Here is a 15,540-nt window from a genome sequence, read left to right as displayed (position 1 = left end):
CTGAGGTTAGATAGACAGCATCGGACCCAGCGGCTGACCGCCGACCAGGTGCATATGAATATGATAAACCTCCTGACCACCATGCTGATTACAGTTCATGATCAGACGATAGCCATCCTCGGCAATCCCTTCCTGTTTCGCGATTTTCGCCGCCACGGTAATCATACGGCCCAACGCATGCTCGTGTGCTTCCTGCACGTCATTGGCGGTGGGAATCAATACATTAGGGATAATCAGAATGTGCGTTGGCGCTTTAGGCGCGATGTCGCGGAAGGCGGTGACCAGTTCGTCCTGATAAACCACGTCGGCGGGGATTTCGCGACGAATGATCTTACTGAAAATGGTTTCTTCAGCCATGGTGCATTTCCTTAAGCCTGAGTTCAGTCAGGCAGTATGCGCGAGGAATTCGTTTGCTTTCAACCTCAGTACCACTTTTCTTCTGTTAAATGGCTGCCTTTACGCCATTTCATCTCCCAGACAGCATTGCTGTGCTCTCCCTCTCAAATTTACGCCATCGCAGATCACCAAAATGAAACGGTGTTTTATAAATTAGAGATATCACGCCAGTTTCTTTGTGTTTTTGCCACTCAACCGACAACCCTTGCCAAATCACGAAGGTTTGCCGTTGCGCGGCGCTCTACTTTCTATCCAATCCGGGCAAGCAGTACGGAGCAATGAGGGATGTGTCATCCGTCGATTTCAAGGAGAAGCTGCCATGCAGTCTCGTAAGATTGGTCTGGGCCATTATCTGGCTTACGGTTCCGGGGATTTCCTCGGCGCCGGCACCACGGCGCTTACCGCCGCCTGGTTGCTCTATTTCTACACTACCTTCTGTGGGCTTTCGCCGATTGAAGCCACCTTTATTTTTGCTGCTGCCCGCGTGCTGGATGCGGTCGTCAGCCCGTTAATGGGCTTTCTCACCGATAACTTCGGATCCACCTGGCTTGGCAGACGCTTCGGCCGTCGTAAGTTCTTTATCCTGCTCGGTATCCCGTGCGTGTTCAGTTATAGCCTGATGTGGATCGGCGATATGAGTTTCTGGTGGTATCTGCTGACCTATCTGTTGTTCGATATGGTCTACACCATGATTCTGGTGCCGTACGAAACGCTGGTGCCGGAGATGACCGACGACTTTAAACAAAAGACCCGCTTCTCCGGCGCGCGTATCGCGCTGGCACAACTGTCATCGATTCTGGCCGCCTTCCTGCCAGGCATCCTGATTGGCTGGTTTGGCAAAGAGAATCCCATCTCCTTCCTTTATGCCAGCCTGGTGTTCTCGGTCATCTGTGCGCTGGTGCTATTCCTGGTGTGGCGCTTCACCTGGGAACGCGCGCCGGAAGATTTTTCCGCTGAGTCACGTCGAGCTGAAGAAGAAAAAGCGCAACTCTCGCTGTTCCAAAGCCTGAAACGACTGTATATCGAACTCGCCTCCACGTTGCGCATTCGTATCTTCCGTCAACACCTCGGCATGTATCTGGGCGGTTACATCGCTCAGGACGTGTTTAATGCGGTGTTTACCTGGTATGTGGTGTTTGTACTGATGCAGAGCGCGCAAATCGCTTCCAATCTGATGGGCACGATGGCGGTGCTGCAATTTATTGCGGTAATGGCGATGATCCCGCTGTGCATTCGCATCGGACCCGCTCCGGCCTATCGTATGGTGGTGATGCTGTTTGGCCTCAGCGCCCTCTCCTACGCTGGACTGTGGTACAGCGGGATGAACGATAACTTCACGCTGTTGGTGCTGATCTCTGCCTTCGCCGGTTTAGGACGTGGCGGCATCAACTATGTGCCATGGAATACCTACACCTATATCGCCGATGTCGATGAAGTGATCACCGGACAGCGACGTGAAGGCATATTTGCCGGGATCATGACATTGACGCGTAAAGCCTCGCAGGCCGGTGCCGTGATGATCGTTGGCATCCTGCTGCAGCTGGCCGGTTTTACCTCCGGTAAAACTGAACAGATTCCTGCGGTGGGCCATACCATTCTGCTGATCCTCAGCGTCGGCACCGTCGGCGTGCTGATCTGCGGATTTATTGTGTCGCTGCGCTTCAAACTTAATCTGCATACCCACACTGTTCTGCGCGAAGAGACGCTGAAGATGCGTGAAGCGGGCCGTGTGGTTCCGGAACGTATTACACCGCAGGCGCGCACCATCGTCGAAACCCTGGCGGGTATGCCGTATGAAAACTTATGGGGCAACAACAACGTCGGTTACCTCAACCGTAACAAGCCCGCAGCGCCCGCGCTATCCACGCATCGCGGCACGCTTCACTCTCTCCCTACCCTGATTAACGATAGGAATGAACCATGACTGTATTTCCTGTAAAACACAGCGCCTTGTTGCGCCAGCCTGAATACCTGTTGCCGCGCAGTGAGTTAGTGCAGCTGATCCACAAACTCACTGACAATCTGGTCAACATCACCGATCACAGCGGCGAGTTTTTGCTGCGGCTGGACGATGGCCGCGTCATTGATACCAAAGGCTGGGCAGGCTGGGAATGGACGCATGGTATCGGGTTGTACGGCATGCTGCATTACACCCAGCAAACCGGCGATCAAGCGACACTCAAGATTATCGATGACTGGTTTACCGCGCGCTTAGCAGAAGGCACACCGACAAAGAACGTGAACACGGTATGCCCGTTCCTGACGCTGGCTTATCGTTATGAAGAGACCGGTCATGCAGCATGGCGGCCGGTGCTGGAACGCTGGGCTGAGTGGGTGATGTATGAAATGCCGCGCACTGAGCAAGGCGGTCTACAGCACATCGTTTACAACAACGAAAATACCCAGCAGCTGTGGGACGACACCTTAATGATGAGCGTGATGGCGCTGGCGAAGATCGGCCAGTTACTGGATCGCCCCGAGTTTGTCGAAGAAGCCAGTTATCAGTTCCTGATCCACACTCAATACCTGATGGATCGTCAAACCGGTTTGTGGTTCCACGGCTGGACCTTTGATGGCCGACACAATTTTGCTAATGCCCGCTGGGCACGCGGCAACAGTTGGCTGACCATCGTGATCCCGGATTTCCTCGAAATGATGAACTGGCCGGAACAACACGCCACACGCCGTTTCCTGCAGCAGGTATTGGCTAGCCAGGTCAAGGCATTAGCCGCTTGTCAGCACAGCAGCGGTCTCTGGCATACCCTACTCGACGATCCACAAAGCTATCCGGAAGCGTCTGCCACGGCGGGATTCGCTTATGGAATTCTCAAAGCGGTGCGTAAACGGTATTTGTCTGACGAGTATCGCCCGATGGCGGAAAAAGCCTTGCGTGGCGTGATCGCCAATATTGATCAAGACGGGGAGTTAAAACAGGTGTCGTTTGGCACCGCAATGGGCAGCGATTTGGAGTATTACCGCCAGGTACCGCTGACGTCGATGCCCTATGGTCAGGCGATGGCGCTTCTGTGTCTGACGGAGTATCTGCGGGTTTATTTGTAGTCGCATTTACGCTGAAGTGGAAGATAGCGGTAGCAGACGTTTAAAGCTTTCCGAGTCAGGAACTCCAGGCAGTGGAATTTAGCATGGACATCCCATACCGCTCGCTAACACCGAAACCCTAATTTCTGACGATGAGTCTGTTAGGTCCAGTGAAGGACGAGGGTTTTATCCAATACCGCACCTAAGGTGAGGTGCGAGGGAGCGGCGGCAGAGGAGTAAAGCGTCCCGCGACAGGGATGTCGCGGGCCGAGCCCCAGGGATGGTTTATGGCGTCTTTACGATCTGCCGCCGCTTCATCGCACAGGCTCGGCCTCTGCCTTGACCTAGGCCTTGACCTTGACCTCAGCCTCAGCCTCAGACCGAGCCCAACCCCAAGCCCAATCCTTTACATATTACGAATATAATCATCCATCTCAGTTTTCAGGTTATCGGACTTGGTCCCGAAAATCGCCTGAACACCGGAACCGGCCACCACCACGCCACGCGCGCCGAGGTTTTTCAGTTCAGTTTGATTCACTTTTGCCACATCCGCGACACTCACACGCAGACGCGTGATACAGGCATCTAGATTGGTAATGTTCTCTTTACCACCAAATGCAGTCACCAGTTTGCCTGCCATCTCGCTACCGGTAGCGCTGCTCTGCTCCATTGCAGTGTCCTCACGTCCAGGTGTTTTCAGATTCAATTTCACAATCAGCACACGGAAAACGGTGTAATAAATCAGGCCGTAAATGATACCAACAATCGGGAACAACCAGATCTTGCTGCTGTTACCGCTCAGCACCACAAAGTCAATCAGACCGTGTGAGAAGCTGGTGCCATCACGCATGCCCAGCAGAATACAGATTGGGAACGCCAGACCCGCCAGAATCGCATGGATGACATACAGAATCGGCGCCACGAACATAAACGAAAATTCAATCGGTTCGGTGATACCGGTCAGGAACGAGGTCAGCGCGGCGGAGATCATAATGCCGCCCACTTTGGCGCGGTTTTCCGGCTTAGCCGAGTGCCAGATAGCAATCGCAGCCGCAGGCAGACCGTACATTTTGAACAGGAAGCCGCCAGAGAGTTTACCTGCGGTTGGATCGCCCGCCATATAGCGTGGGATATCACCGTGGAACACCTGACCTGCGGCGTTGGTGAACTCACCAATCTGCATCTGGAAAGGCACGTTCCAGATATGGTGCAGACCAAACGGCACCAGCGAACGCTCAACGACACCGTAAATGCCGAACGCCACCACCGGGTTCTGATAGGCTGCCCACTGGGAGAAATCCTGAATCGCGGTACCAATCGGTGGCCAGATAAAGGACAACACGATGCCAGTGAAAATCGCGGTCAGACCGGAAATGATCGGCACAAAACGTTTACCCGCAAAGAAGCCAAGATATTCAGGCAGCTTGATACGGTAGAAACGGTTGAACATATACGCGGCGATTGAACCGGCAATGATCCCGCCCAGCACCCCGGTATCGGCAAGGTGTTTGGCCTCAATTTCCGCTGGCGGTAAGTGCAACACCAGTGGTGCAACCACCGCCATGGTTTTCACCATGATGCCGTAAGCCACCACGGAAGCCAGCGCCGATACGCCATCGTTATTGGTAAAACCGAGCGCCACGCCAATCGCAAAGATCAGCGGCATGTTGGCGAACACGGAACCGCCCGCCTCCGCCATGACATGTGAAACGACAGCAGGCAACCAGCTGAAGTTAGCCGAACCAACACCTAATAAAATACCGGCAATCGGCAAAACCGATACCGGCAACATTAGCGATTTACCTACTTTTTGCAGGTTCGCAAATGCGTTCTTGAACATAAAAGCTCCTGAGTATGAGTGCATATTTGCGCAGTGCGCTGGCAAAGGGGGAGGATCCTTCACCGGGGTGACGCTGAGCGTCTTTTGATTTATTACGAAGGGTAAAATAAATCGATATTTGTTACTTTGACGGCTATCACGTTTCGCTCAAGACGAACGCTTGCTTTCTGTTGTTTTTGACTGAATTGCCTGGAGAAACAGCAATAAATCACTGCCCGTGCCGCGTTATATGCCGCACAGGTCAGTGATTATAGAATTATTACAGAGTTTAAAATAAAGCGGCTTAGCCGCCGAGTCGGCTCATTGGGACATGGAACAGACGCGAGAAGTTTTCTGTGGTCGCTGCAGCCAGGGTTTCGATATCAACACCTTTCAGCACAGCCATATAATCCGCGACATCGCGCGTAAAGGCAGGCTGGTTTTCTTTGCCACGATGCGGAACCGGCGCCAGATACGGCGAGTCGGTCTCTACCAGCATGCGATCCAGCGGCACGTAGCGCGCGGCATCACGAATCTGTTCAGCATTGCGGAAGGTCAAAATGCCGGAGAAGGAGATATAAAAACCCATATCCAGCAACTGCGCCGCAGTCTCTTTATCTTCAGTAAAGCAGTGCAGAACGCCACCACACTTTTCCACCTGCTCTTCACGCAGGATTGCCAGCGTGTCTTCACGTGCATCACGGGTATGTACGATGATCGGCTTATTCAGCGCGATGCCGGTACGGATGTGTTCACGGAATGAGGCTTGCTGCTGCGCTTTGGTCTCCTGCTGATAGAAGTAATCCAGCCCGGTTTCGCCCAGTGCAATCACCTGCTCTTCAGCTGCCAGTCGACGAAACTCTTCGACATCGTACGGTGCTTCCTGATTTAACGGATGCACGCCGCACGCCAGGGCGATGTTTTCCCTGTCGCCGACCAGTTGCTTGATCTTGTAGTAATCCGGCAGCGTGGTGGCAATCGCCAGCATAAACTTCACGTCACGCGCGGCGGCTTTGGCGATCACATCGTCCAGATCGCGGTGCTGCTTCTCATAATCCAGGCCATCAAGGTGGCAGTGCGAATCAACAATAAACATACTTCTCTCTTTTACGCTTAGCCGACCGCCGTGGGCGACATTAAGCGTCCCCAGGCTAACAGGCGATCGGTCAAAATCAGTTCACGGTTCAGGGCGGCGACATGCAACAGTTGCTCACGACATTGCATCCACTGCTGGGCGCTGGCGTTGAGCGCACTGCTGTTAAGCTGCTGAGCCAGTTGCGATACGACCTCAGGATGGTCGCCGTTGCTTAACCAGTTGCTGGCACCCTGCTGCACTTTCATTGCATCCACCAGTAATGAAATCAGCCAGCTGAGGCGCTCTGCCACATCGTCGCTGTTCAGCGCGGGCAGCAGCTGCAGTACATCGCTGTTCAACGCGTTGAGCAAGGTTTCACACAGCTTCTCACGTGCCTGCCAACGCTCAGGCTGCAGCAGGGTCAACGCCGCAGCAGGTGCGCCATTGCTCAAGCGCAGAGCGGCTCGCAGTACTGGCTCGGATTGCGGCAGCTGTTTCTGCAGCCATTGCAAACTGGGCAGCTCTTCTGGTGGGGAAAGATGCCATGTCATGCAGCGGCTGCGCAATGTTGCCAGCAAACGTGATGGCTCACGGACGCTGAGGAAAAACCAGCAGTTGGCAGGAGGCTCTTCCAGCGTTTTCAACAACGCATTGGCGGCGGCTTCAGTGAGCTGCGCTGCATCCGGCAACCAGACAATCTTTGCTCCGCCCTGCTGAGCAAAATGGTAGAGCTTCTCGGTGACGTCACGTACCGCATCAATACCCAGTGAAGATTTGCCTTTTTCTGCTTCCAGACGATACCAGTCAGGATGCGTCTGCGCCTGCATCAGCTGGCAGCCGTGGCAATGGCCGCAGCTCTTCAAGCCTTCCGGATGTTGGCACATTAACCAGCGGCTAACACCCCACACTAACGCATCGTCACCCATGCCATTAATGGCCTGTATCAGCAAGGCATGGTGTGCCTGACCGCTTTGATGACGGCTGATAATCTGCCGATAGGGCTGATTCAGCCACGGATACCAGTTCATGCCGCCTGACCTGCCAGCCATTTTTGTAGCGCTGATTTAAGTGACGATGTCACTTCTGCAATATTTTGTGTGGCATCAATGGTTAAAATGGTGTCATCGCTGGCAGCCAACGCCAGATAACGGTCACGTGTGCGTTCAAAGAAACGCAGTGATTCTTGCTCAATACGATCGAGTTCCCCGCGAGCACGCGCGCGTTGCAGGCCAATTTCCGGTGTCACATCCAGGTAGAGGGTCAAGTCCGGACGGAAGTCGCCCAATACCGCATCGCGCAGGGTGGTCATCAACTGCGTATCCAGGCCACGGCCACCGCCCTGGTAAGCCTGGGATGAGAGGTCGTGACGATCACCAACCACCCACGCGCCACGCGCTAACGCAGGCTTAATCACGTTCTCGACTAATTGAACACGGGCGGCATACAGCATCAGCAGTTCGGCTTTGTCTGTCACCTGTTCGCCATCAATTCCCTGCTTCACCAGCACGCGTAATTGTTCTGCCAGCGGCGTGCCGCCGGGCTCACGGGTGAACACTACATCGTCGATACCCTGCTCATGCAGCACCGCCACAATGGCATCACGCGCAGTGGTTTTGCCCGCACCTTCAAGGCCTTCAATGACGATAAACTTACTTTTCATTTTTTTCCTTCATAGCCAGCCGATAGACCTGCACCGCTTTATTATGGCTGGCGAGATTGGTGGTAAAGGTATGTCCGCCTTTGCCATCCGCGACAAAATAGAGATAGTTGGTTTTTTCTGGATGCGCCGCCGCTTCCAGCGAGGCTCGGCCTGGCATCGCGATAGGACCTGGCGGCAATCCGCTAATCGTGTAGGTATTGTAATCGGTCGGCGTTTCGAGGTCTTTACGCGTAATGGTACCGGTGTAGTTATCCCCCATACCGTAAATAACGGTAGGGTCGGTTTGCAGCTTCATGCCGGTGCGCAAGCGATTAATAAATACCGAGGCAACGCGCGCGCGCTCTTCCGTCACGCCGGTCTCTTTTTCAATAATCGAGGCCATGGTGACCAGATCTTGCTCATTTTTATAGGGCAGATTGTCCATCCGCCCCTGCCAGATCTCATCCACCAGTTTATTCATGCGCGTGTGTGCCCGCTCCAGCAGCGATATATCACTGGTGTTAGCCGTATACAAATAGGTGTCGGGATAGAAAGCGCCCTCAAGCTGATTTGCATCCATTCTCAGCGCAGCGGCGACAGTCGCAAACTGATCGTCAGTTAGCGTATGTTTGATATAGGGCGCTTGACGCAGTTCGGCCAACCACTCCTTCAGGCGTGAGCCCTCGACAAACCGTACCGGAAATTGCGCTTCTTTACCGCTGGCCAGTAACTGCAACAGCTGTCTTACCGTCATATTGCTTTCCAGTCGGTAGGTGCCGGCTTTGAACTTCGCGAGTTCAGGCTCAAGTTTCAAAAGCGGCCCAAACCAGATACTTTCCGGAATGATGTGCTGGCTTTCCAGTTGCGCTTCCAGCACGACCCGACCACTACCCGCGGGCAATGTGTAGATCGTTTCCTGATTAATGGTTAAAGGGGTATCGGCAAAACGTTCAATCTGCCAATAACTCAATGCCGCCGCGAGGCCGGCAATCGCCACAGCGCTGGCGAGTATTTTTTTCATTCGGGTCATGATGCTTCCATCTTCTGGCAACTGTTATACAGCTGCTGGTACAGCGTGCGTGCGGTGAACGAAACATCGTCAATTTTCCGCACAGGTAAAACCGGCATCAGGGCATTGCAAATCACCACTTCATCGGCGTTCAGCACATCCTCCCTGCTTCCTTCAATCAACTGACAAGCCTGGCCTTCCGACGCTATCTGCGCCATCAGATAACGGCGCATAATGCCATCGACACCCGCTTGCTCAAGACGCGGCGTGAAAACCTGATCACCTTTGCGCCAGAATAAATTGGCCGCACAGCATTCCACCACCGTCCCTGCAGTGTCAAGCACCAGCGCCTCATCAGCATCGGTGTGGTCAAGCTGCTGACGGATCAGCACCTGTTCCAGTCGGTTAAGATGTTTGAGGCCGGCGAGCAGTGGATTGCGCGCCAGTCTCACTGGGCTGGTTATGAGCGCTGCACCCTGCTGCTGCAAAGTGGTGTAGTGTTGCGGCCACGGAGAAAGGGAGAGGATGCGCGTCGGGGTTGTGCAACCGGTTCGGCTATATCCCCGTCCACCGACGCCTGGCGTCAGAATCACTTTTAAAACGGACTGGGTTTGACCATTGGCGGCATGCTGCATCTCCTCGGCCAGCTGCGCCATATCCGGTAAGGGAATGAATAAACGCTCACAGCCTTCCTGCAATCGCTGCAAATGGGCGTTCAGCAGTTGTATCTTGCCTGCCACTACCGCAGCAGTGGTAAAACAGCCATCACCAAACTGCACCGCGCGATCGCGCGCAGAAAGTTCGAACTGCTCTACGCCGTTTATCCACATACCGCTCACCTTTGGCTACCCTGCCAGTCTGAATATCACTGACAGCGGTAAGAATCCACGCCACTGCGTGACAAAATATAAAAAAGGCCCGCATTGCGGGCCTCTGTTTGGCTGGGTAAAACTTAGACCTTGCGGAAGATCAGCGAGCCGTTGGTGCCGCCAAATCCAAAGGAGTTACACAGCGTGTAATCCAGTCCGCTCACCTGACGTGCTGTATGCGGCACGAAGTCGAGGTCACAACCTTCATCTGGGTTATCCAGGTTGATGGTTGGCGGAACCGCCTGGTCGCGCAGCGCCAGAATCGAATAAATCGCTTCTACCGCGCCTGCTGCACCCAGCAGGTGCCCAGTCATGGATTTGGTAGAACTCACCATCACGCTGTGAGCCGCTGCACCAAATACAGACTTGACCGCCTGAGCTTCAGCTTTGTCACCCGCTGGCGTTGAGGTGCCATGCGCGTTGACGTAGCCAATCTGTTCAGCATTCAGCTGCGCGTCACGCAATGCATTCACCATCGCTGCTGCAGCACCTGAACCGTCCTCCGGTGGAGACGTCATGTGGTAAGCATCGCTGCTCATGCCGAAACCGATGATTTCAGCATAAATTTTCGCACCGCGCTTTTTCGCATGCTCGTACTCTTCCAGCACCACAATGCCTGCACCATCGCCCAATACGAAACCATCACGGTCTTTATCCCACGGACGGCTTGCCGCCTGCGGATTATCGTTATTGGTTGAGAGCGCACGTGCAGCACCAAAGCCACCCACACCTAGCGGGGTACTGGCTTTTTCAGCACCACCGGCCAGCATGACATCGGCGTCGTTGTACGCAATGATACGCGCAGCATGACCAATGTTGTGCACGCCTGAAGTACAAGCGGTTGCAATAGAAATGCTTGGACCTTTCAGACCGTACATGATGGTCAGGTGACCTGCCACCATGTTAACAATGGTAGAAGGAACAAAGAACGGGCTGATTTTGCGCGGACCGCCGTTAACCAGTGAACTGTGGTTGTCTTCAATTAAACCCAGTCCACCGATGCCGGAACCGATAGCTGCGCCGATGCGACCGGCATTCTCATCAGTCACGACCAGACCGGAGTCCGCCATAGCCTGAATACCAGCCACAATGCCGTATTGGATGAAGTCATCCATCTTGCGCTGATCTTTGCGCGAGATGAATTCATCGCAATTAAAATCTCTTACTAAGCCCGCAAAGCGTGTTGCGTAGGCACTAGTATCAAAATGGTCGATCAGGCTGATGCCGCTCTGACCGGCAAGGAGAGCACTCCAGGTAGACTCTACGGTATTGCCGACAGGAGACAACATGCCAAGACCAGTCACAACTACACGACGCTTAGACACGTACGTCCTCCAGGGAGGGAAAAAATAACGCTATGTGGGGCAAACATAAAACTCAGGCGGTCGAGGTGACCGCCTGAAGATATTCATTAGCCTTGGTGGCTATTGATGTAATCGATCGCTGCCTGAACGGTAGTGATTTTCTCAGCTTCTTCGTCTGGAATTTCAGTATCAAACTCTTCTTCCAGAGCCATTACCAGCTCAACGGTGTCAAGAGAATCTGCACCCAGGTCTTCAACGAAAGAAGCAGTGTTAATCACTTCGTCTTCTTTAACACCCAGCTGCTCAGCTACGATTTTCTTAACGCGTTGTTCGATATCGCTCATACTATTTAATTTCCTATCAAAACTCGCTTTCGCGATGGTTTTCGTAGTGTATAAAATGTTGAAAAAGATGCAACAAAATCCCGGCTGGTCGAACCACGATTTTGCGCTATTCTGCGGTGTTTACCGCAGATAATGCAAATGTTTTCGTGATTATCAGACCATGTACATGCCGCCATTGACGTGGAGCGTCTCACCCGTGATGTAAGAGGCTTCGTCAGAGGCTAAGAATGCAACAGCATTGGCAATCTCCTGCGGGTCGCCTAAACGACCTGCCGGCACTTCTGCCAAAATGCCCGAGCGCTGATCTTCGTTCAGTGCACGCGTCATGTCCGTCTCAATAAAGCCCGGAGCCACGACGTTTACGGTAATGCCACGTGACGCGACTTCTCGCGCCAGTGATTTGCTAAAGCCAATCAAACCTGCTTTTGCTGCCGCATAGTTTGTTTGACCCGCGTTACCCATGGTTCCAACTACAGAACCGATGGTAATGATACGGCCCACGCGTTTTTTCATCATGGCACGCATAACCGCCTTAGAAAGACGGAAGACTGATGTCAGGTTGGTATCGAGGATATCCGCCCACTCATCGTCCTTCATGCGCATCAACAGATTATCACGCGTAATGCCTGCATTATTGACTAAAATGTCCACTTCGCCAAATTCAGCGCGAACTTTCTCGAGCACGCTCTCAATAGAGGCCGCATCGGTCACGTTCAACAGCAGACCTTTGCCGTTATCGCCGAGGTAAGCACTGATTGCTTCCGCACCGCTTTCGCTGGTGGCGGTTCCCACCACTTTCGCACCACGCGCAACCAGCGTTTCCGCGATTGCACGGCCAATGCCGCGGCTTGCGCCAGTCACCAGCGCTACTTTACCTTCAAAGCTCATGTTTTTCCTCTTATTCCTGTGTAAGCGCAGCAGAGAGTGACGCAGAATCGTTCACGGCTGCAGCGGTCAGGCTATCCACAATACGTTTGGTCAGACCGGTCAGGACTTTACCTGGACCGATCTCCAACAACTGGCCAACGCCTTGGGTGGCAATAAACTCAACGGCTTCGGTCCAGCGCACCGGGCTATACAACTGGCGAACCAGTGCACTGCGAATCGCAGCGGCATCGGTTTCACACTTGACGTCTACGTTATTGACGACAGGCACACCAGGTGCATTGAAAGTAATATCTTCCAGTGCCACAGCCAGTTTATCTGCTGCGGGCTTCATCAACGCGCAATGCGAAGGAACGCTCACAGGTAATGGCAACGCACGCTTGGCACCGGCCGCTTTACAGGCAGCACCTGCACGCTCAACCGCTTCTTTGTTACCCGCGATAACCACCTGGCCTGGCGAATTGAAGTTCACCGGCGAAACCACCTGACCTTGCGCGCTTTCTTCGCACGCTTTACGGATAGACTCATCATCAAGCCCGATGATTGCCTGCATGGCACCGGTCCCTTCAGGAACCGCTTCCTGCATCAGTTTGCCGCGTAATTCGACTAACTTGATTGCGTCCGCAAAGTTCAGTACGCCAGCACATACCAGCGCAGAGTATTCACCCAGGCTATGGCCGGCCATCAGCGTAGGCTGCGGGCCATTTTTGCTCTGCCAGACGCGATAAATCGCGACGGAGGCCGCCAGCAACGCAGGTTGCGTCTGCCAGGTCTTATTCAGTTCTTCAGCTGGACCTTGTTGTACCAACTGCCATAAGTCATATCCCAGTGCGTCAGAAGCTTCACGGAAAGTGGCTTCAACCTGCGGGTTTTCCACAGCCAGATCGGCCAGCATGCCGACGGTCTGTGAGCCCTGTCCTGGGAAAACAAAAGCAAATTGTGTCATCTGTCGTTCCTGTCAATCAAAAGCGAACCAGCGCAGAACCCCAGGTGAAACCGCCACCAAAGGCTTCCAGCAAAATCAGTTGGCCAGGCTTGATACGGCCATCTCGCACCGCTTCATCCAGTGCACTTGGCACCGAAGCCGCTGAAGTGTTGCCATGGCGATCCAGCGTCACCACCACTTTTTCCATGCCCATGCCGAGCTTTCTGGCCGTTGCGCTGATAATGCGCAGGTTGGCCTGATGTGGCACCAGCCAGTCGAGCATTTCGCGATCAAGGTTGTTGGCTTGCAGCGTCTCGTCCACGATATGGGCAAGCTCGGTCACAGCGACTTTAAAGACTTCATTACCGGCCATCGTGAGATAGGCTGGCTCATCCTGATGTTCACGATCCTGATACGGCAGCGTCAACAGCTTGCCATAACGACCGTCAGCATGCAGATGCGTTGACAGGATACCGGGCTCTTCACTTTGCCCCAGCACCACAGCGCCAGCGCCGTCACCAAACAGGATGATAGTGCCACGATCGTTAGGATCGAGAGTGCGGGCTAAGACGTCCGCACCGATCACCAGCGCGTGTTTGACCACACCGTTTTTGATGTACTGATCGGCAACGCTAAGTGCATAGGTGAAACCTGCACATGCAGCGGCCAGATCGAAAGAAGCGCAGTCATTGATCTCCAGCATCTGCTGGATCATGCACGCTGAACTTGGGAAGGCATGGCTGGAAGAGGTGGTTGCCACAATAATCAGACCAACATCGCTGGCCGCAACGCCTGCCATTTCCAGTGCGCGCTGTGCAGCCGCAAAGCCCATAGTGGCAACCGTTTCATCTGGCGCGGCAATACGGCGCTCACGGATACCGGTACGCGTGACAATCCACTCGTCCGAAGTCTCCACCATTTTTTCCAGATCCGCATTGGAGCGAACCTGCTCAGGCAAATAGCTGCCCGTACCGATAATTTTGGTAAACATCTACGCTTTGTCACTCCTGGCTAATACAGCGTCAAGGCGCGCCGCAATCCTCTCTGGGACTTGCCTGCGCACCGCCTGCTCTGCCTGCTCTATCGCCACGGCAAACGCACGTTGATTCGCCGCACCGTGGCTTTTGATCACTGTTCCGCGCAATCCTAACAGACAAGCGCCATTGTACTGGTCGGGGTTGAGATGGCCGAAACGTTTAGCCAGACGCTTTTGCAGCCAGCGCCCTACCCATTTCAACCACCACGCCCGTTTTTTCCCATCCTCTGACGACTTGAGCAGAGAAAGAAACATTCTTACCACGCCTTCCATGGTTTTAAGCGTGACGTTTCCCACGAAGCCATCACAGACCAGCACATCCGTCTTGCCGGTGAGGAGATCATTCCCCTCAAGATAACCAATATAGTTGATTTGCGGCGTATCCCGCAGAACCGCAGATGCTGTGCGAATCGTTTCCAGCCCCTTGGTCTCTTCCTGCCCAATGTTGAGCAGCGCGACACGCGGTCTGTCGATTTCCAGCACTTCCTCGGCCATGACAGCGCCCATGATGGCAAACTGCACCAACATATCGCTATCCGATTCCACATTTGCGCCGAGATCCAGCACCACCGTTTTACCCTGCTGCTGATGCGGCAGAACGGTCATCAGCGCCGGACGCTCAATGCCATCCAGCGGCTTCAATAACATTTTTGCCAGCCCCATTAACGCGCCGGTATTGCCTGCACTGATGCAGGCTTGCGCGTTACCCTCTTTCACCAGCTCGAGTGCCACACGCATCGAGCTGCCGCGGCTGTTTCGAATGGCTTGTGAAGGCTTGGCATCACTTGCAATAACCGATTCGGCAGGGATCACCTGCACACGCCCCAGTAACGAGGAATCCGCTTTGGCAAGAAATGACGAGATGATGTCGGGATCACCGACCAGAAGAAGAACCAGATTCGTATGAGAGGCCAGTGCCTGCAAGGATGCAGGCACTGTCACGCAGGGACCGAAATCCCCGCCCATGGCATCAACTGCCAGGGTCAAACGTGTCAAGGTATCGCCTTGCGTAACCGCAAAGAATTACTTGGTGATAACCTTGCGACCGCGGTAGTAACCATCCGCAGTGATATGGTGACGCAGATGAGTTTCACCAGAAACTTTATCTACTGACAGAGCTGCGGTGGTCAGCGCATCGTGCGAACGACGCATACCACGCTTAGAACGGGTTGGTTTATTCTGTTGTACGGCCATGGACCT

At 53.9% G+C, this 15,540-nt stretch carries 16 protein-coding genes; 2 read left to right on the top strand and 14 right to left on the bottom strand.

All coding sequences use genetic code 11. The annotated features are described in order from the left end of the window. Positions 1-6: 6 nt before the first annotated feature. Positions 7-357, bottom strand: a complete 351-nt coding sequence (gene hinT, locus AC1MDE_RS08180) for a purine nucleoside phosphoramidase (protein ID WP_058959575.1) — start codon at positions 355-357, stop codon at positions 7-9. Positions 358-715: 358 nt separating this feature from the next. Between hinT and AC1MDE_RS08175 the strand changes: the two genes are divergently transcribed. Together AC1MDE_RS08175 and bglB are read left to right on the top strand one after the other, a co-directional pair. Then, positions 716-2,320: an MFS transporter gene (locus AC1MDE_RS08175; RefSeq protein ID WP_058959576.1), complete on the top strand. Its 1,605-nt coding sequence runs from the start codon at positions 716-718 to the stop codon at positions 2,318-2,320. Beyond that, entirely contained in the window at positions 2,317-3,456 is a 1,140-nt protein-coding gene (gene bglB, locus AC1MDE_RS08170; RefSeq protein WP_058959577.1) for a beta-galactosidase BglB, read from the top strand. Before AC1MDE_RS08175 ends, bglB begins: the two co-directional genes overlap by 4 nt. Positions 3,457-3,841: 385 nt before the next feature. Here bglB and ptsG read toward each other — a convergent pair whose 3' ends face one another. The 13 genes from ptsG to rpmF form a co-directional block, all read right to left on the bottom strand. After that, entirely contained in the window at positions 3,842-5,275 is a 1,434-nt protein-coding gene (gene ptsG / locus AC1MDE_RS08165; protein WP_058959578.1) for a PTS glucose transporter subunit IIBC, read from the bottom strand. A gap of 283 nt (positions 5,276-5,558) precedes the next feature. After that, positions 5,559-6,350: a metal-dependent hydrolase gene (locus AC1MDE_RS08160; protein WP_034830707.1), complete on the bottom strand. Its 792-nt coding sequence runs from the start codon at positions 6,348-6,350 to the stop codon at positions 5,559-5,561. A gap of 17 nt (positions 6,351-6,367) precedes the next feature. Then, positions 6,368-7,357 carry a DNA polymerase III subunit delta' gene (gene holB, locus AC1MDE_RS08155; protein WP_058959579.1) on the bottom strand — a complete coding sequence of 330 codons (990 nt, stop codon included), beginning with the start codon at positions 7,355-7,357 and terminating at the stop codon, positions 6,368-6,370. Then, positions 7,354-7,989 (bottom strand): dTMP kinase, encoded by a 636-nt coding sequence (gene tmk, locus AC1MDE_RS08150; protein WP_058959580.1) that lies wholly within the window; start codon positions 7,987-7,989, stop codon positions 7,354-7,356. Before tmk ends, holB begins: the two co-directional genes overlap by 4 nt. Continuing rightward, positions 7,979-8,998: an endolytic transglycosylase MltG gene (gene mltG / locus AC1MDE_RS08145; protein ID WP_058959581.1), complete on the bottom strand. Its 1,020-nt coding sequence runs from the start codon at positions 8,996-8,998 to the stop codon at positions 7,979-7,981. Before mltG ends, tmk begins: the two co-directional genes overlap by 11 nt. Beyond that, on the bottom strand, positions 8,995-9,807 hold the full coding sequence (gene pabC, locus AC1MDE_RS08140) for an aminodeoxychorismate lyase (RefSeq protein ID WP_058959582.1): 813 nt from the start codon (positions 9,805-9,807) through the stop codon (positions 8,995-8,997). The genes mltG and pabC overlap by 4 nt, the downstream gene beginning before the upstream one ends. Positions 9,808-9,929: 122 nt before the next feature. Then, complete coding sequence (gene fabF, locus AC1MDE_RS08135) at positions 9,930-11,171, bottom strand: beta-ketoacyl-ACP synthase II (protein WP_058959583.1); 1,242 nt, start codon at positions 11,169-11,171, stop codon at positions 9,930-9,932. Positions 11,172-11,257: 86 nt separating this feature from the next. Beyond that, positions 11,258-11,494: an acyl carrier protein gene (acpP, locus tag AC1MDE_RS08130; protein WP_007885774.1), complete on the bottom strand. Its 237-nt coding sequence runs from the start codon at positions 11,492-11,494 to the stop codon at positions 11,258-11,260. A 153-nt stretch (positions 11,495-11,647) separates the two neighbouring features. After that, positions 11,648-12,382 carry a 3-oxoacyl-ACP reductase FabG gene (gene fabG, locus AC1MDE_RS08125; protein ID WP_034830697.1) on the bottom strand — a complete coding sequence of 245 codons (735 nt, stop codon included), beginning with the start codon at positions 12,380-12,382 and terminating at the stop codon, positions 11,648-11,650. A 10-nt stretch (positions 12,383-12,392) separates the two neighbouring features. Then, positions 12,393-13,325 (bottom strand): ACP S-malonyltransferase, encoded by a 933-nt coding sequence (gene fabD, locus AC1MDE_RS08120; protein ID WP_058959584.1) that lies wholly within the window; start codon positions 13,323-13,325, stop codon positions 12,393-12,395. Positions 13,326-13,341: 16 nt separating this feature from the next. After that, positions 13,342-14,295 (bottom strand): beta-ketoacyl-ACP synthase III, encoded by a 954-nt coding sequence (locus AC1MDE_RS08115; protein ID WP_034830694.1) that lies wholly within the window; start codon positions 14,293-14,295, stop codon positions 13,342-13,344. Continuing rightward, positions 14,296-15,336: a phosphate acyltransferase PlsX gene (gene plsX, locus AC1MDE_RS08110; RefSeq protein ID WP_034830692.1), complete on the bottom strand. Its 1,041-nt coding sequence runs from the start codon at positions 15,334-15,336 to the stop codon at positions 14,296-14,298. A gap of 27 nt (positions 15,337-15,363) precedes the next feature. After that, entirely contained in the window at positions 15,364-15,534 is a 171-nt protein-coding gene (gene rpmF, locus AC1MDE_RS08105; RefSeq protein ID WP_007885783.1) for a 50S ribosomal protein L32, read from the bottom strand. Between the last annotated feature and the right edge of the window lie 6 nt (positions 15,535-15,540).

Source organism: Pantoea folii, from assembly GCF_056678875.1.
This window is presented reverse-complemented; position numbering and strand designations above follow the sequence as displayed.